We start from the raw sequence: 24,844 nt of genomic DNA on the forward strand, positions 1-24,844 counted from the left end.
ATGTATCTGCGATCCCTCAGCCTGCGCGAGTTCGCCGGCGTGTCCGCCATGACGCTCGACCGGTTCGAGGACGGGCTCAACGTCGTCGTCGGCGACAACGAGGCCGGCAAGTCCACCGTCCTGACGGCGCTTCGCGCGGCCTTCTTCCAGAAGCACCGGTCCAGCGGGGAGGCGACGCGCGCGCTTCTTCCCTACGGCCGGCAGGTGCGCCCCGAGGTCGAGATCGCCTTTTCGCTGGGCGGCACCGACTACGAGCTGCGCAAGGCCTTCCTTCAGAAGCCCGAGGCCGAGCTGGTCTGGCCCGGCGGGCGGCTGCAGGGCGACGCGGTGGAGGAGCGGCTGGCCGAACTCCTGCGCTTCACCCATTCGGGCGCGCGCAAGCCGAAGGAAGGCGACTTCGTCGGAACGTTCGGCCTTCTCTGGGTCGACCAGGGGCGCTCCACCGAAGGGCTCGACCTCGGCGCTGGCCGCGATGCCGTGACGGCCTCCCTGGAAGGCGAGGTCAGTCATGTCCTCGGCGGCGAGCGCGGCCGTGCCCTGCTCGCCGCGTCCCGCGCGCGGCAGGACCGGTTCTTCACCGAGACCCTGCGGGTGAAGGGCAACTCGCCCCTGTGCGAGGCCGAAGAGCGGCTCGAAAAGCTGCGGGAGGAACTCTCGCAGCGCCGTGCGAGCCTTGCCGACTATCGCGGCAAGCTCCAGCGCCTGTCGGACCGCCGCTCCGTCCTGCGCTCCTACGAGGAGGAGGACGCGGTCGGGCAGGCCGCCGCCGCTCTCGCCAGGGCCGAGGCCGACCAGCGCGCGCTCCTGGACCTGCGCCGCGACTGCGCGGAGGCCGAGCGCGAGCTGAAGCATGCCCTGAGCCTTCGCGAGCACGCCGGCGAGCGGCTGAAGCAGCGTGAGACGCTGCTGAATGCCGCCGCGCGATCGGCCGGTCAGGGCGAGGAAGAACGCGCGCGGCTTGCCGAGCACCGGGCGACGGCCGAGCGCGACCGGCGGCATCTCGCGGAACTCGAAGGGGCGCATGCAGCCGCGCGCGAGGCCCTCGCGCAGGCGGAAAGCCGCGCGGAGGCCGCTCGCGTCGCCGACGAGCGCAACCGCCTGATCCGCGATATCGACCGGCTCGACGCCCAGCTCGCCGAAGGGCGGCGACTGGCCGAACGGCTGGAGGCGATCTCCCGCGAGGGCGCCCGGCGTGCCCCGACCCGGCGGGAACTCGGCGAGCTGGAAGAGATCGAGCGGAGCCTCCGCGAGGCCGAGATCCGCCTCTCCGCGGCGTCGCCCACCGTCACCTTCGCGCCCGACGAGCCGGGCGCGCGGATCGAGATCGACGGCGCGGCGGTGAACCCCTCAGAAGCCCTCACCGTCGCGGCGCGCACGACCTATCGCCTCACCGGCTTCGGCCTCGTGACGGTGGAGCCCGGCGGCGGCTCGGCTGCGCTGGCCGACGAGGTGGCGCGCGGACGCGCCAAGCTCGCGGCCCGGCTTGCCGCTCTGTCCTCGGCGAGCGTCGACGAGGCGCGACGGGCCACGGGCGAGGCCGAGGAGCGGACCGCGGAGGCGACTCGCCTGCGCGAGCTGCTGGCGGCGCGGCTGCCTGCGGGTTTGGAGCGCGCGGAGGCGGAACGGCGTTCCCTCGGCGAGGCGGCCGACCGTTTGGCGTCGCCGGATCCAGCCGTCGCGCCGGGCGACCTCGAGCCGGCGCGCCTGGCGGCCCAGGCCGCGCGAGAGCGCGTGTCGCGTGCGGACGGAGCGCTCGAAGCGGCGCGTCGCGACCTGCGCGCCACCGAGGCCGAGCTGGTCGGACGGGAGGCACGCGCCGCCCATCTCGACGCGGAGGCGCACCGCCTGCGCGCGGAGGCCGATGCGGCGGAAGCCGCGCGCACGCTGTCGGCCTTGAAAGAGGATCTGGCCGCCGCCGAACTCGAACGCGCGGCACGAGAGGTCGTGGCCGAAGCGCGGCGGCGCGCGCTGGCGGAAGGCGACCCCGAAACCGTGGAGCGCACGGTCGCCGCCAAGCGGCGCGCGCGCGAGGAGATCGAGCGCGCTCTGGCCGCCCTGCGCGCCGAGATCGCCACGCTGGAAGGCGAGCTGCGCGTGCAAGGCGCCAACGCGCTGGACGAGGAGATCGCCCGACTCGAAGGCGAGATCGAGCAGGCCGAGCGGCTCCGGTCGCGCCTCGCGCTGGAAGCGGACGCTTCGCGGCTTCTTCATCAGACCTTGCTGCAGGCGCAGCGCGAAGCGCACGAATCCTGGCTCGCACCGATCAAGGCCCATGTCGCGCCCTATCTGCGGCTGATCCATCCCGATTCCGACATCGCGCTCGACGAGGCGACGCTGGAGCTGACCGGCGTCCGGCGCCGGGGCGTCGACGAGGACTTCCGCCGCCTGTCGGCCGGCGCGCGCGAGCAGGTGGCCGTGGTGACACGTCTCGCGCTTGCCGACGTGATCAAGAAGGGCGGGCATCCCGCCGCCGTGATTCTGGACGACGCGCTGGTGAATACCGACGAGCGCCGGCTGGAGCGGATGCACGATGTCCTGCGCAAGGCGGCCGAAGGACTCCAGGTTATTATCCTGACCTGCCGCGAGCGAGACTTCCGCACCATCGGGGCGCCCATCTTTCGCCTTTGATATGGCGCGCCTGCGGCGCTTGCCCGGTGCTGCGCTGCGGCGGCGGAGGTCCGGCCGGGGCGCGCAGGGCGGCCTGCGGAGATTGCTCCAACCTTTGCAAGGCCCTGCAACGGAAGGCTTTGGTCAGGCTCGCGCAGGCTTTCACTCGAAACGGCCGCAATTCGTCGCGTCGCATCAACCAGATCGTGTCGCCGGTGCAACAGCGGTGTGACCAACACGCCGCCAAGGCGGCCTTATGTCCTTTCCGTGATTGCATCCCAAGCCAGCCTGAATATTCTCACGGTCAGAAGAGCGGGGGACGACCCGGACTTCTGCAGGGGATGGGGCAGGGAAGGCTGTCCTTCGAAACAAAAGCCCAACCCTAACCTATAACTTGACTGGAGGTCAGGACATGAACATCAAGAGCCTTCTTCTCGGCTCCGCTGCGGCCCTCGTCGCAGTTTCCGGCGCTCGCGCGGCCGACGCCATCGTCGCCGTCGAGCCCGAGCCGGTCGACTACGTCCGCGTTTGCGACGTCTACGGCAAGGGCTTCTACTACATCCCCGGCACCGAGACCTGCCTTTCGGTCGGCGGTTACGTCCGCTTCCAGGTGAACGTCGCCGGTGACCCGGCCGTCAACCTCGAAGGCGACGACTACCAGCTCGCCACCCGCGTCCGCGCCCGTCTGAACTTCGACGCTCGCGAAGAGACCGAGCTCGGCACCCTGCGCGGCTTCGCCCGTCTCCAGGCCACCAACACCTCGGGCGCGTCGAATGGCGTTGCGATCGACCAGGCCTACATCCAGCTCGGCGGCCTGCTCATGGGCTACCGTGACACCCTCTGGTCGTCGGGCATCGGCGGCATCGAGGACGGCCTGCTGACCGACACCGACCTCGTGGTCGGCGACTTCAACACCAACCAGGTGTCCTACACCTTCGCCGCGGGCGGCTTCTCGGCCACGATCGGCCTCGAAGACGACGGCACCGGCGACGTGGTTCCGGACATCCACGGCAAGCTCGTCTACTCGGGCGCCTGGGGTGGTGCGTACCTGTCGGCCGTCTACGACGAGACCTTCAACCGCGAAGACCTGCAGTCGATCTTCGGCTCGAACTTCAACTTCCTGACGCTCACGGGCTTCTTCCCGACGCTGCTGGAAGACGGCAACAACGACGCCTTCGCTCTGAAGGGCGGCGTGCTGCTGAAGGACCTGATCGCGGCCGACTCGCAGCTCAAGATCGAGGGTCACTACGCCTTCGACCCGACGGTCTACGCCACGATCGACGGTCTGGCCAAGGTCAACACCTTCTCCGCCAACAACCCGAACATCCTGAACCCGACCCCGGGCTCGGTTCCGATCGTTCTCGAGTGGGCCGCCGGTGCTGGCTACGCCCAGGCGTTCGGCAAGCTCGGCCTCGCGGTCTCCGGCCAGTACGGCGAGACCTTCGACACGCGCTTCCTGACCCTCGCGCCGAACGGCCGTGTCGTTCCGGTCGATCTGTCGGGCGAGTACTACGCTCTGGTCGGCAACGTCGGCTACCAGATCACCAACAACTTCGCGACCCTCGCGGAAGTCTCCTACCGGAACGTCGACTTCGGCGGCCCGATCGGCGACACCGACCAGGTTTCTGGTTTCCTCCGCTTCCAGCGCGACTTCTAATCCGAGCGATCGGATCGGAAACGAGAGGCCCGGCGAAAGCCGGGCCTTTTTCGTTTGGGCCGCAGTCAGGCGGAAGCCGTCCCCCGAAAGTTCGTCCATCGCCGATACGCTGAAGATTTGCGCCGTTCTGCTTCGCCGGTCTGGTGATACGGGGGACATCCTTGCCTTCCGCTTCCCCGTTGGCCGAGGCGCAGCGCGTCAAGGGCGGGATCGAAGCCGGGACGAGCCGCAAGGCTGCGGCTATCCGGGAGTTGCGGGAAGAGAGTGGCGTGACGACGTCCGCCATGCCGCACTGCCTCGGCAGTCCCCCGTCGGAATGCGGCCCATCGTCCGGCATTTCGTCGCCGTCAAGAAGGCGTCTACATAAGGAAAGACCCGGCCTCCTTCCGAAAGCCGGGTCTTCGTCTGCTCGCAAGGTGCGCCCCGGTTCAGCCCCGGCGACCAAGGGTCAGGTCGCGCTCGATGTCGAAACCGGCGCCGAGACGCATCTTGTAGACCTGATAGTTCTCCATCACCCGCTGGACGTAGTTGCGGGTCTCGGTGAAGGGGATCAGCTCCACCCAGTCCACCACCTCGTCGATCGACTTGCGGCGCGGGTCGCCGAACCGATCGATCCACTCGCGCGCGCGGCGCGGCCCGGCGTTGTAGGCCGCGAAGGTCAGGATGTAGGATCCGTCGAAGTTCGAGATCTGCTGGCCGAGATACTGGGTGCCGAGCAGCGTGTTGAACGACACGTCGTTCTGCAGCTTGGAGTCGGAGTAGGAAAGGCCGGCATTCTTGGCGAGGCTCCGGCCCGTCGCCGGCATGACTTGGAGGAGGCCCAGCGCGCCGACCGGCGACTTCGCCGTTGGGTTGAAGGCGCTTTCCTGCCGCGCGATCGCGTAGGCCAGCGCTTTGCCGGAGGCGGAGATGTTGGCGCTGGCCGGGATCACGCCGATGGGGAAGGCGAGGGCGGGCGCGTCGACGCCGCGCGAATAGGCGGCCTTGCCGACGCCGAGCGCCAGGCTGTGGTCGCCGCGCCGTTCGGCCATGGAGGCGAGGATCGCAAGTTCCCCGGGGCTGTCGAGTTCGTCGGCGAGCGCGCGGTAGAGGCTGTCGGCGCGCCAGGGCGAGCCGATCGATTCCAGACGCTTGATCGCCTGCACCGCCTCGCGGTTCTCGAAGGTGCGGCGCTCGCCCGCGGAGGGGCTGGGATAGTCGATCGCCCCGGGCGCCCGGCCGAGCTTGGCCGCCGCGAGCTGGCCGTAATAGGTCGCGCCGTAGCGCGCCGCGCGGCCGTAGTATTCGCGGGCGTTGCCCGGCCCGCCGGCTTCCGCCGCGCGGCCCATCCAGTAGAAGGCGCGGGACTGCGTGAGCGGGCGCGAGGAGATCTGCGCGATTTTCGCGAAGTGCTTGGATGCGGTGCCGGCATCGTTGAGGTAGCGAAGGGCGTACCAGCCGGAATGGAACTCGGCCTCCACCGCTTCGGTCACGCCCTCGGCGGAGTGCGCGGCGACGAGACGGTAGGCGGCGCGGCGCTCGCCCTTCTCCAGAAGCATGCGCGAGATGATGCGCCGCTCGTTCCACCAGGCGTCGGCATCCACAAGCGCGGTCCGGTCGCGCGGCGCCTTCTCCAGGATCGCCGCGGCCTCGACGATGCGGTCCTTCTTGCGCAGGTTCTCGGCGGCGGTGAACAGGTAGCTCGGGTCCGACTTCAGGCTCGGATGCACCGCCGCCAGAAGCGCGTCGGCATTGCCCGCGCCCTGGATCGAGGCGGCGCGCGCCTTGAAGAGCGATTCTGCGTTGGCGAGCTTGGCGACGCGCGAGGCGTCGCCCACGCGGTCGGCATAGAGCAGCTTGTCCATGCGGAACTTGTGGTCGGCGCGGGTCAGCAGCGCGCCGAAGCTGGAAAGCATGCGGCTCTCCAGCGACTTGTCCAGCCGGTCGTTGCGCCAGGAGCGCACGATCAACTCCTTGGCCTTGCCGGCTTGGCCGAGCGCCAGATAGGCCTGGGCGAGAGCCATCGCGCCTTCGGGCGTGCGCGGCGCGTCGCCGGCAAAGGCCGACACGACGTCGCGCGCCGGCATCGGATCGCGCAGGAGGGCGCGCTCCAGGTTGGCGCGGATGGTGGACATGCCCGGCCAGCTGCGAAGCTCCAGCGCCGTATGCGCGATCTCGGCCGCCGGCACGTCGCTGGTGCCGCGCAGCGCGATGGCCCAGGACAGGATGTGACGGTCGAGCGAGCCGGGCGTCATGCCCTCGCGGATGGCGAGCGCGCGCGGGATGTCGCGATGGGTGGCGTCGAGCCCGGCCTGGAGGTCGCCTCGGATCGGCGCGACCTTGGACGCGCGCGAGCCCATGGCGGCGATGGACGAGGTGAAGGCCATCGCGTCCGTCGGGGCGGCGCCGGGCCGGGCCGCGGGCGCCGGCGCCTGGGGCCGGCGCACCAGCGGGTTGGAGGACGGGGCGGCGGCCGGCGGCGCGCCGAAGCGGCCGGGATCGGGCTGCGCTTCCTTGCGGCCGAAGAGCTTGGGCATCTTCACCTCGGGCAGCCCGAGGCGCGGCATCTCGAACGAGGCGACGGGCGCGGTTCCCGTCAGGAGGACCGACACAAGGACGGGCGCCAGAATCAGTCGGGCTCGGGTCGAACGTGTCATCTGGCCTCCTGCTGCAATGCTGCCACACCCGCGCGAACACGGGCGCCATGGTTGACCAAAGCTTGCCCGAACGCGGTGAAGAAGGCGTAAACCCTTCCCAACTCGTACCATCCCCTTCGCTTGTTTCGTCGTGATGGCTTCTTTATGGTGCGCCCGTCCGCGCGGACGATCGGTCACGTCTCCGGCCGTCCAGCGTGCGGCGGGGACTCCGATCCCATCGCCCGACCCGAGCACGCCCGACGTCGCTTCGGCACCTTCATCCGCACGTCGACGGGAGTGACGACATGACCTTCAAGGGTTCGATGACGGCCTTGGTAACGCCGTTCGCCGAGGACGGCAGCCTGGACGAGGCCGCCTTCCGCGCCCTGGTCGAATGGCAGATCGGCGAGGGCACGCACGGGCTCGTGCCCGTCGGCACGACGGGCGAGAGCCCGACGCTCTCCCATGCCGAACACAAGCGCATGGTCGAGCTCTGCATCGAGACGGCGGCGGGCCGCGTGCCGGTGATCGCGGGCGCGGGCTCCAACAACACGGTGGAGGCGATCGACCTCGCGCGCTCCGCCGAGGAAGCGGGCGCCGACGGCGTGCTCGTGGTCACGCCCTACTACAACAAGCCGACCCAGCGCGGCCTCTACGAGCACTATGCCGCGATTGCCCGCGCGGTGACGCTGCCGATCATCATCTACAACATCCCCCCGCGCTCTGTGATCGACATGACGCCGGAGACGATGGGGCGTCTGGCGCACGACTTTCCCAACATCATCGGCGTGAAGGACGCGACGGCCAAGCTCGACCGGGTTCCCGAGCAGCGCATCACCTGCGGCAAGGATTTCATCCAGCTTTCGGGCGAGGACGCGACGGCGCTCGGCCACATGGCGCATGGCGGTCGCGGCTGCATCTCGGTCACCGCCAACGTCGCGCCGCGCCTGTGCTCCGCGTTCCAGGAGGCGTGTCTCACCGGCGACTTCGCCAAGGCTCTGGAATACCAGGACCGTCTGATGCCCCTCCACAAGGCGATCTTCATGGAGCCGGGCGTTTCGGGCACCAAATACGCCCTGTCGCGCATCGGCCAGGGCCGCAACCGCGTGCGGCTGCCGCTGGTGCCGGTGGAAAGCGCGACCGAGCAGGCGATCGATGCGGCCCTGCGCCACGCCGGCCTCCTGAATTGATAAAGCGGCCCTTCCGGCCCATCTAGAGAAGGTGCCGCCCACGGCGCCTTCCTTTCCTTCCGGGCATTTTCCGAGATCCATGGCCAAGCTGCCGAAATCCAAGTCCAACATCGCCGCGGAGAACCGCAAGGCGCGCTTCCACTACGAGATCGTGGACACGCTGGAGGCCGGCATCGTGCTGACGGGCACGGAGGTCAAGGCGCTGCGCCTCGGCAAGGCGACGATCGCCGAGTCCTACGCCACGGAGGAGGACGGCGAGATCTGGCTGATCAACTCCTACGTACCGGAATATCTCCAGGCCAACCGCTTCAACCACGAGCCCAAGCGCCGCCGCAAGCTGCTGGTCCACAAGACGCAGCGCAACCGGCTGGCCGGCGCCGTGCAGCGCGACGGCATGACCCTCGTGCCGCTCAAGATCTACTTCAACGACCAGGGCCGGGCGAAGCTGGAACTGGCCGTCGCGCGCGGCAAGAACGCGCCGGACAAGCGCGAGTCCATGAAGGAGCGCGACTGGAACCGCCAGAAGCAGCGCGTGATGAAGGAAGCCAGCCGCGACTGACGAGGGCTCTTGCGCTCGCGCGCACGCGGTCTAACCTCCCCTCCAAAAGGGAGGTTCGTGCGATGACCGAATTCACCACCCTGCCGGAGGGGCTCGAACCGCCGACCGACGACGGCGGCGCGTCCCACCTCGTCGGACGCCGGCTCCCGGCGGTCGCCCTGTCGTCCACCGCCGGCGGCCGGGTCGACCTGTCCGCGATCCGGGGCCTCTGCGTCGTCTATGCCTATCCCATGACCGGGCGTCCCGGCGCGCCCCTGCCGGGCGGCTGGAACGAGATCCCCGGCGCGCGCGGGTGCACGCCGCAGGCCTGTTCGTTCCGCGACCACTGGAACGATCTGCGCGAACTCGGCGTCTCCGCCGTCTACGGCGTCTCGACCCAGACCACGGCCTATCAGCGCGAGGCGGCCGAGCGCCTTCACCTGCCGTTCCCCCTTCTCTCGGATGCGGCTCTCGAGTTCCAGGAGATGCTGGATCTGCCGACTTTCGAGGCCGATGGCGAGACCCTCCTGAAACGCCTGACCATGATCGCGCGCGACGGGGAGATCATAGCCGCCCTCTACCCGGTGTTTCCGCCCGACCGCAGCGCCGCCGACGTGGCAGAGTGGCTGCGACGACAAGACAGGGCGGAACGAAACAGGCACTGACCTGCGAGGCTTCTCTCTTGCCAACCGGCGATCGGAGTCGTCCGGCGCTCGCCTGCGCTGCCGAAGGCGAGCGCCGGTCCTTGCTACTTCGATTGGCCGCCCAACAATGGCCTGCGAGCATCCGCCCTCACGACGGCCCGGTCGCCGAGGGCGGCCAGTGGAGCGTGCGCAGGAGTTCGAGAGCATGGGTCTCCCATCGTGGGCTGAGGTCAGGCGGCGGTGGCTGACCCGTGCGCTCGTCCTGCGTTCGGTGCCGATCGGCATCGTCATTCTAGCGGGCGTCGTGGCAACGACCTGGACGCACGATCTTCTCGGCGATCATCGCGACCTCGTGGTCCATACCTATCGCGTGATCGAAACGACCAAGGATGTTCTGATCGGACTTGACGATGCCGAGACCGGCGAGCGCGGCTTCCTGATCAGCGGCGATCGCCGCTTCCTCGACCCTTACGAGAAGGCCCTTAGGCGGCTCGAGCCGATACGCCGTCAGTTGCGCGGCCTCGTGTCCGACAATGCCGGACAGCTCGCGCGGATCGATCGGCTCGACGGGCTGATCGACACAAAACTCGGCGAACTCGCGCAATCGGTGGTGCTCTTCGAGCGAGACGGCTTTCCCGCCGCGCAGCAGCAGGCTGTCGCGATGATGGAGCGCGCAACGATGGACGAGATCCGTCACGTGATCGGCGAGATCACCGAGACGGAGAAGTCCCTGCTGGCGGTGCGAGACTCGTTGGTCGATCGCGATGAGAACCGGGTTCGGCTCGTTGCCCTGTCCATCGCACTCGCTTCGCTTGCTGTCCGCACGGGAGTGGAGATCCATCTGGCGCGCCGGGAGCGGCGCAAGATGGGAAGCGCATAGGGCTCGAAAGCGAGAACCTGCCGAGACGTCTCGATGCCAGCGGAGTCAGGGGAGGCTCCAGGTTGTCAGGCCGTATAACATTGACGCCGGACGTGTGAAGAAACCTCAGGTTCTGTCGATTCATCGGAATTTAATTGAAGCTGGCTAAATCACGGAGCCCTGCAGGAGGTTTCATGGTCACTCGCCGCGTCCTGGTCCAGGGTCTTTCCCTTTCGTTGCTCGGTCTCGCGAGTCGGCATTCCAATGCGGCGTCGGAAACCCCTTTCCTGCGTGTCAGCGGTGAGATCGGAGCTGGAGAGGGGCCTGGCGAGCGGGTCTTCGACGCGGTCAGTTTCGCCGCTCTGCCGCAGACCCATATCCGCACGGCGACGCCATGGCACCAGGACGCCGTCGACTTCTCGGGCGTATCGGCCAAAAATCTCTTCACGGCCGTGGAAAGGCGAGGTGCGAACGCCCAGCTCATCGCTCTCAACGACTACATGGTCGAGGCTTCGATCGATGAGGTCGTCGCGGCTGATGGCCTGTTCGCGACCCATCAGAACGGCGTCGCCATGCCGATCAGCGACAAGGGTCCGATCTTCCTCCTCTTCCCCTTCGACGATCGGCCGGAACTCAGGCATCAGGCCTATTACAGCCGTGCCGTATGGCAATTGTCCGAAGTTGTCGTCACAACATGACCGCGCTTGCACGGTTGCCGCTTCCCAGCCGCTTCGCGCGGGTGCGCTTCGGGCTCTTGACCGTCACGGCTCTGCTGGCGGCGGGGGTCCTAATCGCGAGCGTCCTCGCGGCTGGCTACCTCAATCGCATCGACGAGGCCTCGCGCTACAACCGCACGTTCGACGCGGGACAGACCCTCGCCGAACTCCTGCGCTTGCAGATCGCCTTCGCGACGGCCAACGAGGCGACGGGGATCGACGGTCTGAGATTGCGGGCGGACATCTTTAAGAACCGGGTCAGCCTTCTGGGCAGCGGAACATTTCCCCATCCCGAGATGAAGGGCGAACTCTACCCGCGACTGGTCGAGGCGGAGCGGCAGATAACCACGCTGCTCGGCGAGATGCCGAGTGACGCTGCGGCAGCGAAGGCGGTGGCCGTACTCGAGCCGCTGGTCCAGCCGCTGGCACGCATGACCTCGCGTTCGCATGCGATGGCGGGCGACAACGTCGCGCAGACCCAGACGCGGTTGCGCAACATTTTCGGTGCCCTCACCGGCGTGACCCTCATCCTGCTCCTGTTCGGTGCAGCTCTGATCGCATTCGTGCTACGCCAGAACAACCGCCTCGACCGGACTCTCCGGACCGACTCCCTGACGGGACTCGCCAACCGGCTGGCGTTCGGGACCTATCTCGAGCGCCAGCGCATAGATCGCAGCCGGAGCATGATCTTGGTCGATGTCGCCAACTTCAAGGCGCTCAACGATCTTCATGGCCATGACTTCGGCGACAAAGTGTTGCGCGGCATTGCCGACTGTCTGTCCGCCGCCGCACCCGACGCCTCGCTGATCGCTCGCATCGGCGGCGACGAGTTCGCGGTGCTCTTCGAGGGTGTCTATGCGCGGCAGCGAAGCCTGGCGGCCTGCGCGCGTATCGAAGAGGACATGTCGCGGCCCGTCATGGCGGACTGCGGACATATCCACGTTTCCGTGACGATAGGCTTCCGGGCGCTCAAGGCATCCGACGCAGCCCATACGGCCGAGATGTTCCTGAAGGAGGCGGACCTCGCTCTGCACGAGGGAAAGTCGGCGGGGCGAGGCGGCGTCACGGAGTTCCGGCCGGCGATGATGCAGGCCTTTCTCGACCGCCGCCGGCTCCAAAGCGAACTCCGGGGCTCGGCCGAACGTGGCGAGACCTATCTGGAATTCCAGCCCGTGGTGGATCTGCGCACGCATCGCACCCTCGGCTTCGAGGCGCTTCTGCGCTGGGAGCATCCGGAACTCGGACTGATCTCGCCCGCGACCTTCATTCCGCTGGCTGAGGAAAGCGGCCTGATTCAGGACATGGGTCGCTGGGTGCTGAGCCGCGCGATCGAGGAGGCGGCCTCCTGGAATGCCGATATCTTCGTCGCCGTCAATGTGTCGGCTCGCCAACTGGCCGACCGGGGCCTCGTCGCCTTCATAGCGCAGGCGCTGGCCGCCCATCGGTTGCCGTCGGAGCGTCTGGAGATCGAGATCACCGAAACGGCCCTCGTCGACAACGATGGCGTCGCCATCGAGACGCTGCAGGGCTTACGAGCTCTCGGTTGCCGGATCGCGCTCGACGATTTCGGCACGGGCTACGCGTCGTTGAGCTATCTCCAACGCTTTCCCTTCGACAAGTTGAAGATCGACCGGTCCTTCGTGGAAGGATGCCGCATCGACAAGAACAGTTCGGCGATCATCGCCGCCGTCTGCGATTTGGCGAGCCGCCTGCGGCTTGGGATCGTCGCCGAGGGCATCGAAACGGCAGAGCATCGAGATTTCGTGGCGCAGGCTGGCTGCGGCCTCGGGCAGGGCTACCTCTTCGACCGCCCGCTGCCGGTCGCCCGTGTCCTTGAACGGCTGGCGCGGGAGGCCTCGCAGCCCGCAGGCCTGTCTCCTACGATCGCCAACGAAGCCTTCCGCGCGGAGTGCGTCGCCTGAGATCAGGCTGCGCGAGCCTCGTCGAGATGCTCGCGCACGGTTCGGAACACGTCCTCGAACATGGCCGTGGTCAGCACCCCCGTGTTCGTATTGTAGCGCGAGCAGTGATAGCTGGAGACGACCCGCAGACCGTTCAGGTCGTGCGCGCCGCCATGGCTGAACGGCGCGTCCTTGAGGCGCACGCCGAGTGCCCGCAACGTTGAATCATGCGCGATGCGGCCGAGCGTGACCAGCGCGCGAAGTCGCGGCAGCCCTTCCATCGTGGGCGTCAGGAAGCGCCGGCAGGTGTTGATCTCGGGGCCGGTCGGCTTGTTCTCCGGCGGCACGCAGCGCACCGCGTTGGTGATGGCGGCGCCCTGCAGCTCGAGGCTGTCGTCCGGCCGCGCCTCGAACTCGCCCGTTGCGAAGCCGAATTTCTTCAAGGTCGTATAGAGGAGATCCCCGGCATAATCGCCGGTGAAGGGGCGTCCCGTCCGGTTGGCACCGCGAACGCCCGGTGCGAGGCCCACGACGAGGAGTTCCACGGTCTCGGCCCCGCCGCGCGGCAGGAACGTGTCGACAGGCGCATTGTACCAGTCCGGCTCCCTGGCCCGCCATTCGTGGCGGAAGGCGGCAAGGCGCGGGCATAGCGGGCAGTCCTCCGGCGGCCTCGCGCCGGGCAGGGACGGGGAGTGCGTGAAGGGTCTGGTCAAGCCTCGTCCTCGCTCGCCGCGTCGGCCTCCATTTCCGCGCGGCGGGCCAGCCTGGCCTCGCGCTCGGCCTGGCTGCGGCCGATCTCCGGCTGGAGCGTGCGCAGGTCGATGAACTGGTCGGCTTGGCGGCGCAGGTCGTCGGCGATCATCGGCGGCTGGGTCGAGAGCGTCGAGACCACGGAGACCTTGCGGCCCTTGCGCTGAAGCGCTTCCACCAGCGAGCGGAAGTCACCGTCGCCGGAGAAGATCACGAAATGGTCCACCGTGTCGGCGAGGCTCATCGCGTCCACCGCCAGCTCGATGTCCATGTTGCCCTTGATGCGCCGCCGGCCCTGCGCGTCGGTGAACTCCTTGGCGGGCTTCGTCACGACGCGGTAGCCGTTGTAGTCGAGCCAGTCCACGAGCGGGCGGATGGAGGAGTATTCCTGGTCGTCGATCAGCGCCGTGTAATAGTAGGCGCGTAGGAGGTAGCCGCGCTTTCCGAAGGCGAGGAGCAGCTTCTTGTAGTCGATGTCGAAGGCGAGGGCGCGGGAGGCGGCATAGAGATTGGCGCCGTCGATGAAGAGGGCGATCTTCTCGCGGTTGTCGAACATGAGGGAACCTTCGCGGCATGGGGCGGGGCGGCGGGCAGGGCGCGCCCGTCGGTCGGGGCTGGTCGGCGCGGTTCGGGGCGGCTGCGCCCCGCCTGCGAGCATTATCGGTCGGTGGATCGCGGCGTCAAACGCGGCTGCCCCCTTGTGCTCCAGAAGTCAAGGGGTTACACGGGCGGTTCAGCTTACTGCGTCCGTTCCCAAGGAGACAGGCATGGCCCGCGTCACCGTAGAAGATTGCGTCGATAAGGTCGAGAACCGGTTCGAACTGGTCCTGCTCGCCAGCCACCGGGCTCGCCAGATCGCGCAGGGTCAGCCGATCACCGTGGACCGCGACAACGACAAGAACCCGGTCGTCGCGCTGCGCGAGATCGCCGACGAGACCCTGTCGCCCGACGACCTGAAGGAAGACCTGATCCACTCGCTGCAGAAGCATGTCGAGGTGGACGAGCCCGAGCCGCAGGCGCCCGTCGCCGGCGCCATCACGGAGAGCGCCGAGGACGGTTCGACCGCGACGGCCGCCGCGTCCGACGACGACGACAACGTCGCCTTCGACCGCATGTCGGAGGACGATCTCCTGGCCGGCATCGAAGGCCTCATCCCGCCGGAAAAGAACGACGATTTCTGATTCCTGCGACGCGTTGGGCCTTCCGGTTCTACCGCAATGCAACCTATATTGAAGGGGCGCCCGGCGACGAGCCGGGCGCCCTTCCTTTTTGCGCGAGCGGTCCAGGCATTCCGGCATGATGCGTCAGTATGAACTCGTCGAGCGTGTCGCGGCCTACAAGCCGAACCTCGACGAAGGCCTCCTGAACCGCGCCTATGTCTACGCCATGCAGAAGCACGGCGCGCAGAAGCGCGTGAACGGCGACCCGTACTTCTCGCACCCGCTGGAAGTGGCGGCCATCCTCACCGAGCTGCACCTGGACGAGGCGACCATCGCCACAGCCCTCCTGCACGACACGATCGAGGACACGGACGCCACCCGCAAGGAACTCGACCAGCACTTCGGCCAGAAGATCGGCACGTTGGTGGAGGGGCTGACCAAGATCAAGCGGCTCGACCTCGTGTCGCGCAAGACGGCCCAGGCGGAGAACCTGCGCAAGCTCCTGCTCGCGATCGCCGACGACATCCGCGTCCTCCTCGTCAAGCTCGCCGACCGGCTGCACAACATGCGCACGCTTCATCACATGAAGCCGGAGAAGCGCGCGCGCATCGCCGAGGAGACGATGGAGATCTATGCGCCGCTCGCCGGGCGCATGGGCATGCACGACATGCGCGAGGAACTGGAAACGCTGTCGTTCCAGTATCTCAACGCCGAAGCCTTCGCGACCGTCACGGCGCGCCTTGCCGAACTGCGCGAGCGCCATGCCGAGACCATCGCCCAGATCGAGACGACCCTGACCGAACGGCTGAAGGAGAAGGGGATCGTCGCGAGCGTTTCCGGCCGGCAGAAGAAGCCCTATTCGGTCTTCAACAAGATGCAGCGCAAGGCGCTGTCGCTGGAGCAGCTTTCCGACATCTTCGGCTTTCGCGTGATCGTGGCCGACGAGGAGGACTGCTACCGGACGCTCGGCATCGTCCACCGCACCTGGCCGCTCGTGCCGGGCCGTTTCAAGGACTACATCTCGATCCCCAAGCAGAACGGCTACCGGTCGATCCACACCACGATCGTCGGCCCGTCCCGCCAGCGCGTCGAGCTGCAGATCCGCACGCGCTCGATGCACCACGTCGCCGAATACGGCATCGCCGCGCACGAGCTCTACAAGGACGGGCAGGTCGCCCTGTCGACCGAGTCCGAGGCCTATTCCTGGCTTCGGCGCACGATCGAGATGCTGTCGGAAGGCGACACGCCCGAGGAGTTCCTGGAGAACACCAAGCTCGAGCTGTTCCAGGACCAGGTCTTCTGCTTCACGCCCAAGGGGCGCCTCATCGCCCTGCCGCGGGGAGCGACGCCGATCGACTTCGCCTATGCGGTCCACACCGACGTCGGCGACACCTGCGTCGGCTGCAAGATCGACGGGCGCATCATGCCCGTCGTGACGGAGCTGACGAACGGTGACGAGGTGGAGATCATCCGTTCCAAGGCCGCGACGCCTCCGCCGGCCTGGGAGAGCGTCGCCGTCACCGGCAAGGCGCGCTCGGCCATCCGCCGAGCGGCCCGCAACGCCATCCGCAAGCAGTATTGCGGCCTCGGACAGCAGATCCTGGAGCGGACCTTCCACCGCGCCGGCAAGACCTTCACCCGCGACGGGCTGAAGCCTTACCTTGGCAAGATCGGGCACCGCGAGCTGGACGACGCTCTGGCCGCGGTCGGGCGGGGCGAGCTGTCCTCCGCCGACGTGTTTCGCGCCGTCCATCCCGACTTCCAGGACAGCCGGGCCGCCAAGACCGTGCTTCACGCCGAGAAGGACGGCTGGTTCAACATCCGCTCGGCGATCGGCCTCGTGTTCCGCGTGCCGGAGGAGATGGGCGGCGACGACAGCCTCGTGCAGCTTCCGATCCGGGGCGCGGTGGGCGATCTGCCGGTGCGCTTCGGGCCGGACGGCGCGGTGCCGGGAGACCGGATCGTCGGCATCTTCGAGGCGGGCAAGGGCATCACGATCTACCCCATCCAGTCGCCGGCGCTCACCGAGTTCGACGAGTCGCCCAACCGCTGGATCGACGTGCGCTGGGACCTCGACGCCGAGGCGACCGCACGCTTTCCGGCCAAAATCCGCGTCGCCGCGCTGAACGAGCCGGGCACGCTGGCCGAGATCGCAGAGACCATCGCCCTCAACGACGCCAATATCCACAACCTTTCGATGACCCAGGCGGCCCCGGACGTCACGGTCATGGTGCTGGATCTCGAGGTCTGGGACCTCCAGCACCTCACCCGCACGCTCAATCAGTTGCGGGCGAAGTCTTGCGTGACCGACGCCATTCGTGTGAACGGCTGATCTCCGAAGGCATTGCGCACCAGCAGGAACCGTCGGACATGCAGACCGAAGACGTCATCGAGATCTTTCGCAAGGCCGGCGCCTATCTCGAGGGACACTTCATCCTGACGTCCGGGCGCCGCAGCCCGGTCTTCCTGCAGAAGGCCCGCGTCTTCATGCACCCGCAATATACCGAGGTGCTCTGCAAGGCTCTGGCCGAGAAGCTGCGGGCACGGATCGACGGGCCGATCGACTACATCGTCGGTCCCGCCGTCGGCGGCCTGATCCCGTCCTACGAGACCTCGCGCCATCTCGGCGCCCCCGCAATCTACGTGGAGCGCGAGAACGGCGTGTTCCGTCTGCGCCGCTTCGAGATCCCGCGTGGAGCGCGGGTCGTCATCGTCGAGGACATCGTGACGACGGGCCTCTCGATCCGCGAGACGATCGAGTGCCTGTGCGATCTCGGCGCCGAGGTGCTGGCCGCCGGCTGCGTGGTGGACCGCTCGGCCGGAAAAGTCGATGTCGGCGTGCCGCTCGTGTCGCTCGCCGAATACGAGGTGCCGAGCTACGCCCCGGACGAACTGCCGCCCGAACTTGCCGCAATTGCGCCCATCAAGCCCGGTAGCCGCTCGCTCTAGCCCCGGCATGGCACGCTCGGGCGACGGGGCGCCCCGCGCTCCTCGATCCGACGAGTGCCTGCCGTTCCCAGGAACCGGACGTCCATGCTCTTCAGGCGCCGCCAGCCCGAGACCTTTGCGCAGAAGCTGCGCGCCGCGCTTTGGCCGCGCCGCTCGTGGCGGCGCTCGCTCCTCTACATGAAGAAGCGCGTGCTCCGCCTGCGTGCGACGCCCCATGCGATCGCGGCCGGCGTCGCGGCCGGCGTCTTCGCGACGTTCACGCCCCTGCTCGGCTTCCACTTCGTCATGGCTTGCGTCATCGCCTATCTTCTGCGCGGCAGCCTGCCGGCGGCGGTGCTGGGATGCCTGATCGGCAATCCCGTGACCTATCCGCTGATCTGGGGCGCCACCTTCGAGGCGGGTCGCTTCATGCTGGCCGCCGAAATCCCCGACGGACACGCCCCCGAAAGCCTCGGGGCCGCCCTGTCCCACGGCGACATCGCAGCGATCTGGGCTCCCTACCTCAAGCCCATGCTGATCGGCTCGATCCCGCTGGGCCTCGTCTTCGCCGTCCTCGCCTACGGGCTAGTCCTGGTCGGCGTCCGCAGCTTCCAGGCGGCGCGCGCCCATAAGGCATCCGGCGCGCCCGCCGCGGAGCCGGCACCATGATCGTCGGCATCGGCAGCGACCTGATCGACATCCGGCGCATCGAGAAGACGCTGGAGCGGCACGGGACCCGCTTTCTCGACCGCGTCTATACGCCCGTCGAGCGCGCCAAGTCCGACCGCCGCGCCCAGCGTGCGGCCTCCTACGCCAAGCGCTTCGCCGCCAAGGAGGCCTGCGCCAAGGCGCTCGGCACCGGTCTGGCGCACGGGGTCTTCTGGCGCGACATGGGCGTCGTCAACCTGCCCGGCGGCAAGCCGACCATGGCGCTGACCAACGGGGCGGCCGCGCGTCTCTCGACCCTGATCCCGGCGGGCCATCGTGCGGTGATCCACGTCACCATCACCGACGATTTCCCGCTGGCCCAGGCCTTCGTCATCATCGAGGCGCTGCCGGAAGGGGCGTGAGGGCTCGCGAGCCCGTTGCCCAAATCTGAACAAGACATTACTAGAGCCGTGGTGCGGCCAGGGGCGCGCACGGCAATCGGGAACGAAAAGCGCATGGTCGATCGCGCCGTCAGCAAGGACAAGGGTGGCTTCGGGGAGACGGTGAAGGTCGTCGTCCAGGCGCTGCTGCTCGCGCTGGTCATCCGAACCTTCCTGTTCCAGCCCTTCTCGATCCCTTCGGGCTCGATGATGCCGACGCTCCTGATCGGCGATTACCTCTTCGTCTCGAAGTGGTCCTACGGCTTCTCCAAATACTCGTTCCCGCTGTCGCCGGACCTCTTCGACGGCCGCATCCTCGGCTCTCAGCCCGACCGCGGCGACATCATCGTCTTCCGCAAGCCGAACGAGGTGCAGACCGACTACATCAAGCGTCTCGTCGGCCTGCCGGGCGACCGCGTGCAGATGCGCGACGGCGTGCTCTTCATCAACGGCCAGGCCGTGCCCAAGGTGCCGGACGGGTTCTTCACCACCGAATCGGGCACCCAGATCCCGAAGTACCGCGAGACCCTGCCGAACGGCGTCACCTACGACACGCTGGACGCGGAGCCGAACTCTGTGGGCGACAACACGCGCGAGTTCGTCGTCCCGGCCGACCACTATTTCATGATGGGCGACAATCGCGACAACTCGCTCGATAGCCGGTTCGACGTCGGCTACGTGCCCTTCGAGAACCTCGTCGGCAAGGCGCAGGTGATCTTCTTCTCCATGGAGAACGACGCGTCGCCGCTCGAAGTCTGGGAGTGGCCGTCGAGCCTGCGGCCCAGCCGCATCTTCACATGGCTCGGGTAAAGGCCGGCGCCGAGGCCCTGGACCGGCTGGAGGCGCGGCTCGGCCTGGCGTTCACAGACCGCGCGCGCCTCCAGCGCGCGCTCACCCATTCCAGCCTCAAGCGCTCCGCGACGGACGCGAGCTACGAACGCCTGGAGTTTCTGGGCGACCGGGTGCTCGGCCTCGTGATCGCGCAGAAGCTCTTTGAGACGCATCCGAAATCCGACGAGGGCGATCTCTCGCTTCGGCTCAACACGCTCGTCAGCGCCCAGACCTGCGCGATCGTGGCCGACGAGATCGGCCTCGCCGAATTCATCCGCCACGGCGCCGACCTGAAGCGCGCGGCGGCCGGCAAGAACCGTTCGATCCGCGCCGACGTGGTCGAGGCGCTGATCGCCGCGATCTACCTGGAGCACGGCCTGGAGGTCGCCCGCGCCTTCGTGCTGGAGCGCTGGGCGCCTCATCTCGCGGGGCCGCAGGTGGCCCGCCGCGATCCCAAGACCGAGCTTCAGGAATGGGCGCACAAGCGCGCGGGCACCCCGCCGCGCTACGAGCTCCTGGATCGATCCGGCCCCGACCACGAACCCGTCTTCACCGTGCGCGCCGCCATCGAGGGGATCGAGCCCGCCGAAGGGCGCGGCCCGTCCAAGCGCGTGGCGGAACAGCAGGCCGCGGAAGCCATTCTCCTGCGCGAAGGCGTGTGGGAGCCCGAACCGGCTTGAGAGCCGATCCTCCGATTGCATACCCTGCGCGCTCTGCGCCCTTTTGAAAGAGATCCGATTTGACCGACGACGCGATGACCCCAGACGCCGACACCCCGACGACCGAGCCCCAGGGGCCGACGCGGTCGGGCTTCGTCGCGCTTCTGGGCGCGCCCAATGCCGGCAAGTCCACGCTGGTCAACCAGCTCGTCGGCACCAAGGTCTCGATCGTCACCCACAAGGTGCAGACGACCCGCGCCCTGGTGCGCGGCATCGCCATGCGCAACCGCACGCAGATCGTCTTCGTGGACACGCCGGGCGTCTTCAACCCGAAGCGCCGGCTCGACCGCGCCATGGTCAAGACCGCCTGGGGCGGCGCCAAGGACGCCGACATCGTCCTGCCGATCATCGACGCCGATCGCGGCGTCAACGAGGAGGTCGAGGCGATCCTCGGTCGCCTCGCCGAGGTGAAGCAGCCGAAGGTCCTCCTTCTCAACAAGGTGGACCGGATCAAGCGCGACAAGCTGCTCGGGCTGACGCAGGAGGTCACCGCCAAGGCCGAGTTCGAACGCGTCTTCATGATCTCGGCGCTGACCGGTTCCGGCTGCGACGACCTGATGGACTTCCTGGCCGAACGCCTTCCGGAAGGCCCCTGGTACTACCCGGAGGATCAGATCTCCGACCTGCCGCTGCGCCAGCTCGCGGCCGAGATCACCCGCGAGAAACTCTATCTGCGCCTCCATCAGGAGCTGCCCTATTCCTCGACCGTCGAGACCGAGCTCTGGGAGCAGCGGCCGGACGGCTCGGTGCGCATCGAGCAGACGATCTATGTCGAGCGCGACAGCCAGAAGGCCATCGTGCTCGGCCACAAGGGCGAGACGATCAAGGCCATCGGCTCGGCCGCCCGCAAGGAGATCACCGAGGCCGCCGAGCAGAAGATCCACCTCTTCCTGTTCGTGAAGGTGCGCGAGAACTGGGGCGACGACCCCGAGCGCTATCGCGAGATGGGCCTCGACTTCCATAGCTGAGGGCGTGCGGGCAGGGGCTCGCATGCCTATATTCAGGGGACAGTCAGCCGCAACGGAACCCCTGGTCGTCCATGGAATGGCGTGAAGAAGGTATCGTCCTCGGCGTGCGCCGCCAGGGCGAGACGAGCGTCGTCGCCGAGGTGATGACGCGCTCGCGCGGCCGCCATCTCGGCCTCGTGCGGGGCGGGCGCTCGCGCAAGCTTCAGCCCGTCCTCCAGCCCGGCAACACGGTCGAGGTGAACTGGCGGGCGCGGCTGGACGAGCATCTCGGCTTCATGACGGTGGAGCCCGTCGCCTTGCGCGCCGCGCGGCTGATGGAAAGCGCGGTCGGTCTCTACGGCATCCAACTCCTCGCCGCGCATCTGCGTCTCCTGCCCGAGCGCGACGCCCACCCTCGTCTCTTCGATACGCTGGCCCTCATCGTCGAGCATCTCGACGATCCCGTCGCGGCCGGTGCGCTGATCCTGCGCTTCGAGATCGCGCTCCTCGAAGAGCTCGGCTTCGGCCTCGACCTCTCGACCTGCGCTGCGACCGGCGGGAGCGACGATCTTGTCTATGTCTCGCCCAAATCCGGCCGCGCCGTGAGCCGCGAGGCCGGCGAGCCCTGGCGCGACCGACTGCTTCCGCTGCCCGCCTTTCTGAAGGGCGGCGAGGCCGCGCCGGTCCTGTCCGACGTCGCGGACGGCTTCCGGATGACCGGCTTCTTTCTGGCGCGCCACGTCTGGGAGCCGCGCGCGCTGAGGGAGCCCGATGCGCGCATCGGCGCGCTCGGCGTCATCTCGCGGGCTAGAGCTTCAGCGGCAGGATGAAGGGCGTGCCGGAAAAGGCGTCCGCCCCGCGTCCGATGGCGGCGATCGCCTTCACCATCCGGCCGCCACGTCCGAGCTTCTCGTCCGCCAGGCTCACCAAGAGCGGGTTGGGCGTCGCCGACGGCGCGCGGCGGCGCAGCTCCTGCGCCAGTTCCGCCTCGTCCAGCTCGGGATTGATGGCGAGCGCCAGGATGTAGGCCGCCGCCGTCGAACGGCTGATGCCGGCCCAGCAATGCACGGCCAGCGGCTTGTCCCGGTCCCAGCGGCGGCCGAAGTCCAGAAGCTTGTCGAGATGCTCGGCGGCCGGATGGGTCATTCCCTCGGCCGGCGCGGCGATGTCGTTCATACCGAGGAACAGGTGCCGCTCGGGCGCGATGGAGGAGGGCCGCTCGACCACCGTGTCGGCGTTGATCAGCGTCACCACATCGGCGGCGCCGTGGGCGGCGACGGTGGCGTGGAGGTCGGCGAGCGAGGACACGACGAGGTAGCTCATGGAACCTTTGCCTTGATGCCGCCCGCGAGCGCGTCGAGGAAGCGGAACCGTTCGAGATAGCGGCGTCCGACTTCGGCCGCGGGCTGGGGCACGAAGCGGTCGGCGGCCGGAGGGTTGCCGCTCGGCCGTCCGAACAGGGCCTGCGCCTCGGCAGGCTGGAATCCGGCAAGAAGCTTCGCCTCGAAATAGGCCGACACGCGATCCGCCGCCTTGATCGCGCGCTTGACGCTTGGCGGCACCTCCGCCGGCAGGCCGAAGCGCCGGTGAACGGCCGCCTGCAGCCGCGCCTCGACGCCCTTGTAGTCGCCGCCGAGCACGGTCTTGAAGGGCGAGATCATGTCGCCGATGACGTACTCGGGCGCGTCGTGCAGCAGCGCCGCGAGGCGCCAGCGCGGGTCCGCCTCGCGCGCGCCGACGATCTCCTCGACGATCAGCGAATGCTGCGCGACCGAGAAGGCATGGTCGCCCGTGGTCTGCCCGTTCCAGCGCGCCACCCGGGCGAGCCCGTGCGCAATGTCCTCGATCTCGATGTCGAGCGGGGAGGGGTCGAGAAGGTCGAGCCGCCGTCCCGAGAGCATCCGCTGCCAGACGCGCGGCGGCTTGGCCGGTTTGGCCGCTGCGGACACGCTCAAGCCTCGTCGCCGGCGCCCGGCTCGGGCAGCGCATAGCCAGCCCAGGACGGAACTTCCGCCTCCAGCGGCACGCCGTCGGCCGAAAGAGCCGCGCCCGCGCCGAGCGCATCCACCAGCCGGTCGATGCGCACCATGCCGATACCGAGGCTCCCCGAGGCCGAGAGTACGGTGCCGATCGTCTTCCCCCCGGCATCGAGGTTCACGCCCGGCGTCAGATGCCCTTCCGCGCGCAGCACCATCACGCGCCGGCGCGCCGTGCCCCGATGCTGCATGCGCGAGACGACCTCCTGACCGACGAAGCATCCCTTCTTGAAGGAAACTCCGCCGTTCTGGTCGAGCAGCACGTCGTGCGGGAAGACGTCGGAGCCGGGGAAGTCGCGCTCGGCTTCGGCGATCCCGAGCGAGAGCCGCAGCGCCTCGAACTCGGCCGGATCGCCTTCGACGCCGTCCGCGCCGTAGAGCCGGAAGACCCGGCCGGGAAAGCGCCGATCGACCAGCGCGCCGTCGGGAGCATCCTCCTCCCAGACGGCCGCGACCGTCTCGTCGCTCGGCGCGATCATGAACTTGGCGCGCAGCTTGTAGAGCGTCAGCCGCTTGGCGAGGTCGCCCCGCGCGCCTGCCGCCACGTCGAGCCGCAGCCCGCCGGCGATGCGGCTCACCAGGAAGTCGAAGAGGATCTTGCCCTGCGGCGTCAGGAGGGCCGCCGGACGCGCTTCGCCTTGTCCGAGCGCGGAAAGGTCGGCCGTCACGAGGTTCTGCAGGAAGGGCTCGGCCTCGTCGCCCGTCAGGTGGAGCGTCGCACGGTCCGAAAGGCGGGCACGGGGCATGGCATCTGTCCAAGGGTTCGACCGGCAAGATCGGTCTCGAACCCTATGTGCCGACCCCGCAGACGAAGACAAGGGGCGCCGGGCGCTCTCAGTCGCCGTCGACGAAGAACTCGAACCGACCTTCGGGCGAGATGCCGACACGGTAGAAATCGTAGGAGCCGTTGGCGACCATGCGCTGGTAGTCGCCCGCCGTCACCAGCTCGAACAGCTCCACGAGCTGCGGCTTGGTCAGCGCGCCCAGATCGACCTGCGTGAAATAGGGCCAGACATAGATCTCGTTCTCGCCGCCGGGATCGAGCCGGACATGGCCGGCTTCCAGCGTCTCCAGGAGGATGGCGAGAAGCTCGACGCCCTCGCCGTCGCCGGACGCTTCCTTGAGCGTCGTGATCGGATCCTGCTCGGGCTGGGTGGCGGAGACGACGGTCGGGTCGGCGCCCGTCTGGAGATAGGGGCGCAGCTTCTCGATCTCGCCGGTCCGGGCGACCTCCATCAGCTTGGCGCGCAGGTCGCGCACCGGCTGGGGCAGGCCTTCGTCGCCGTAGCGGATCTCGATCGGCGGCAGTTCGGAGGCAGGGGCCTGTTCGGCGCCTTCGTCGGCCGGTGCCTCCTGCGAACCGGGCGCGACCGCCGGAGCGGCGGCATCCGGCGCGGGTGCGACAGGTGCGGCCGGCGTCGTAGCGGCGGGAGCCGAGGGCGCTGCATCGGCGGGCGGAGCCGCCTCGGCTGGCGCGGGCTGGCCCGGCACGGGGGGTAGCGGCACGGCCACGATGCCCTCGCGGCCCGGCAGCACGTTGCCGTCCTCGCCGGTGATCTGCGACAGGGCGAAGGCGGGTGCGGCGGCCATGCCGCCCCAGGCCAGGATGGAGAACGCGAGAAGTGCGCGTCGGAAACCGGTCATGTCACCCATCGGAC

The 24,844-nt window shown here is 68.4% G+C and carries 24 protein-coding genes and 1 pseudogene; 18 read left to right on the forward strand and 7 right to left on the reverse strand.

Annotated features, from left to right (window positions below; genetic code table 11):
- The 3 genes and pseudogenes from O5O54_RS01125 to O5O54_RS22405 form a co-directional block, all read left to right on the forward strand.
- A complete protein-coding gene (locus O5O54_RS01125) occupies positions 1–2,628 on the forward strand; it encodes an AAA family ATPase (protein ID WP_279477887.1) in 2,628 nt (875 codons plus the stop codon).
- A 391-nt stretch (positions 2,629–3,019) separates the two neighbouring features.
- On the forward strand, positions 3,020–4,264 hold the full coding sequence (locus tag O5O54_RS01130; protein WP_279477889.1) for a porin: 1,245 nt from the start codon (positions 3,020–3,022) through the stop codon (positions 4,262–4,264).
- A 143-nt stretch (positions 4,265–4,407) separates the two neighbouring features.
- A pseudogene (locus O5O54_RS22405) lies at positions 4,408–4,554 on the forward strand (NUDIX domain-containing protein); the annotation flags it as partial.
- Between the two features lie 138 nt (positions 4,555–4,692).
- On the opposite strand, the gene O5O54_RS01135 reads toward O5O54_RS22405, so the two are convergent.
- Complete coding sequence (locus O5O54_RS01135; protein ID WP_279477891.1) at positions 4,693–6,900, reverse strand: lytic transglycosylase domain-containing protein; 2,208 nt, start codon at positions 6,898–6,900, stop codon at positions 4,693–4,695.
- 284 nt (positions 6,901–7,184) lie between these two features.
- Here O5O54_RS01135 and dapA point away from each other — a divergent pair, with 284 nt between their 5' ends.
- From dapA to O5O54_RS01165, 6 genes are all read left to right on the forward strand, one after another.
- Positions 7,185–8,069 carry a 4-hydroxy-tetrahydrodipicolinate synthase gene (gene dapA / locus O5O54_RS01140; RefSeq protein ID WP_279477894.1) on the forward strand — a complete coding sequence of 295 codons (885 nt, stop codon included), beginning with the start codon at positions 7,185–7,187 and terminating at the stop codon, positions 8,067–8,069.
- Between the two features lie 79 nt (positions 8,070–8,148).
- Positions 8,149–8,628: an SsrA-binding protein SmpB gene (gene smpB / locus O5O54_RS01145; RefSeq protein WP_279477895.1), complete on the forward strand. Its 480-nt coding sequence runs from the start codon at positions 8,149–8,151 to the stop codon at positions 8,626–8,628.
- A gap of 62 nt (positions 8,629–8,690) precedes the next feature.
- On the forward strand, positions 8,691–9,272 hold the full coding sequence (locus O5O54_RS01150) for a peroxiredoxin (protein ID WP_279477898.1): 582 nt from the start codon (positions 8,691–8,693) through the stop codon (positions 9,270–9,272).
- A 184-nt stretch (positions 9,273–9,456) separates the two neighbouring features.
- Positions 9,457–10,131: a CHASE3 domain-containing protein gene (locus O5O54_RS01155; RefSeq protein WP_279477900.1), complete on the forward strand. Its 675-nt coding sequence runs from the start codon at positions 9,457–9,459 to the stop codon at positions 10,129–10,131.
- A gap of 173 nt (positions 10,132–10,304) precedes the next feature.
- Positions 10,305–10,808, forward strand: coding sequence for an oxidoreductase (locus tag O5O54_RS01160; protein WP_279477902.1), 504 nt, complete (start codon positions 10,305–10,307; stop codon positions 10,806–10,808).
- Positions 10,805–12,748, forward strand: a complete 1,944-nt coding sequence (locus O5O54_RS01165; protein ID WP_279477905.1) for a bifunctional diguanylate cyclase/phosphodiesterase — start codon at positions 10,805–10,807, stop codon at positions 12,746–12,748. Before O5O54_RS01160 ends, O5O54_RS01165 begins: the two co-directional genes overlap by 4 nt.
- A 2-nt stretch (positions 12,749–12,750) precedes the next feature.
- On the opposite strand, the gene O5O54_RS01170 is transcribed toward O5O54_RS01165, so the two are convergent.
- The gene (locus O5O54_RS01170; RefSeq protein WP_407061635.1) at positions 12,751–13,440 is read right to left on the reverse strand and encodes a uracil-DNA glycosylase; all 690 of its coding nucleotides are present in this window, start codon (positions 13,438–13,440) and stop codon (positions 12,751–12,753) included.
- Complete coding sequence (locus O5O54_RS01175) at positions 13,437–14,033, reverse strand: NYN domain-containing protein (RefSeq protein WP_279477907.1); 597 nt, start codon at positions 14,031–14,033, stop codon at positions 13,437–13,439. Before O5O54_RS01175 ends, O5O54_RS01170 begins: the two co-directional genes overlap by 4 nt.
- A gap of 211 nt (positions 14,034–14,244) precedes the next feature.
- Between O5O54_RS01175 and rpoZ the strand changes: the two genes are divergently transcribed.
- The 9 genes from rpoZ (at position 14,245) to recO (ending at position 21,980) form a co-directional block, all read left to right on the forward strand.
- Complete coding sequence (gene rpoZ / locus O5O54_RS01180) at positions 14,245–14,658, forward strand: DNA-directed RNA polymerase subunit omega (RefSeq protein ID WP_279477909.1); 414 nt, start codon at positions 14,245–14,247, stop codon at positions 14,656–14,658.
- 115 nt (positions 14,659–14,773) lie between these two features.
- Complete coding sequence (locus O5O54_RS01185) at positions 14,774–16,969, forward strand: bifunctional (p)ppGpp synthetase/guanosine-3',5'-bis(diphosphate) 3'-pyrophosphohydrolase (RefSeq protein ID WP_279477910.1); 2,196 nt, start codon at positions 14,774–14,776, stop codon at positions 16,967–16,969.
- Between the two features lie 38 nt (positions 16,970–17,007).
- A complete protein-coding gene (gene pyrE / locus O5O54_RS01190) occupies positions 17,008–17,586 on the forward strand; it encodes an orotate phosphoribosyltransferase (protein ID WP_279477911.1) in 579 nt (192 codons plus the stop codon).
- Positions 17,587–17,670: 84 nt separating this feature from the next.
- Positions 17,671–18,234 carry a DUF2062 domain-containing protein gene (locus O5O54_RS01195; RefSeq protein ID WP_279477912.1) on the forward strand — a complete coding sequence of 188 codons (564 nt, stop codon included), beginning with the start codon at positions 17,671–17,673 and terminating at the stop codon, positions 18,232–18,234.
- The gene (gene acpS, locus O5O54_RS01200) at positions 18,231–18,635 is read left to right on the forward strand and encodes a holo-ACP synthase (protein WP_279477913.1); all 405 of its coding nucleotides are present in this window, start codon (positions 18,231–18,233) and stop codon (positions 18,633–18,635) included. The genes O5O54_RS01195 and acpS overlap by 4 nt, the downstream gene beginning before the upstream one ends.
- Positions 18,636–18,728: 93 nt before the next feature.
- Positions 18,729–19,463, forward strand: coding sequence for a signal peptidase I (gene lepB / locus O5O54_RS01205; RefSeq protein ID WP_279477914.1), 735 nt, complete (start codon positions 18,729–18,731; stop codon positions 19,461–19,463).
- A complete protein-coding gene (rnc, locus tag O5O54_RS01210) occupies positions 19,451–20,164 on the forward strand; it encodes a ribonuclease III (RefSeq protein WP_279477915.1) in 714 nt (237 codons plus the stop codon). The genes lepB and rnc overlap by 13 nt, the downstream gene beginning before the upstream one ends.
- A 74-nt stretch (positions 20,165–20,238) precedes the next feature.
- Positions 20,239–21,171, forward strand: a complete 933-nt coding sequence (era, locus tag O5O54_RS01215; protein ID WP_279477916.1) for a GTPase Era — start codon at positions 20,239–20,241, stop codon at positions 21,169–21,171.
- A 71-nt stretch (positions 21,172–21,242) separates the two neighbouring features.
- Positions 21,243–21,980, forward strand: coding sequence for a DNA repair protein RecO (gene recO / locus O5O54_RS01220; protein WP_279477917.1), 738 nt, complete (start codon positions 21,243–21,245; stop codon positions 21,978–21,980).
- On the opposite strand, the gene O5O54_RS01225 is transcribed toward recO, so the two are convergent.
- The 4 genes from O5O54_RS01225 to O5O54_RS01240 form a co-directional block, all read right to left on the reverse strand.
- Positions 21,958–22,473 (reverse strand): tyrosine protein phosphatase, encoded by a 516-nt coding sequence (locus tag O5O54_RS01225; RefSeq protein WP_279477918.1) that lies wholly within the window; start codon positions 22,471–22,473, stop codon positions 21,958–21,960. The two genes, recO and O5O54_RS01225, sit on opposite strands and share 23 nt — an antisense overlap.
- Positions 22,470–23,051 (reverse strand): HD family hydrolase, encoded by a 582-nt coding sequence (locus tag O5O54_RS01230; RefSeq protein WP_279478697.1) that lies wholly within the window; start codon positions 23,049–23,051, stop codon positions 22,470–22,472. Before O5O54_RS01230 ends, O5O54_RS01225 begins: the two co-directional genes overlap by 4 nt.
- Positions 23,052–23,101: 50 nt before the next feature.
- Positions 23,102–23,932 carry a folate-binding protein gene (locus tag O5O54_RS01235; protein WP_279477919.1) on the reverse strand — a complete coding sequence of 277 codons (831 nt, stop codon included), beginning with the start codon at positions 23,930–23,932 and terminating at the stop codon, positions 23,102–23,104.
- An 88-nt stretch (positions 23,933–24,020) separates the two neighbouring features.
- Positions 24,021–24,830 (reverse strand): hypothetical protein, encoded by an 810-nt coding sequence (locus O5O54_RS01240; RefSeq protein ID WP_279477920.1) that lies wholly within the window; start codon positions 24,828–24,830, stop codon positions 24,021–24,023.
- Positions 24,831–24,844 lie beyond the last annotated feature (14 nt).

The sequence above is a fragment of the Aureimonas sp. SK2 genome (assembly GCF_029813115.1).
Taxonomy (GTDB): Bacteria; Pseudomonadota; Alphaproteobacteria; order Rhizobiales; family Rhizobiaceae; genus Aureimonas.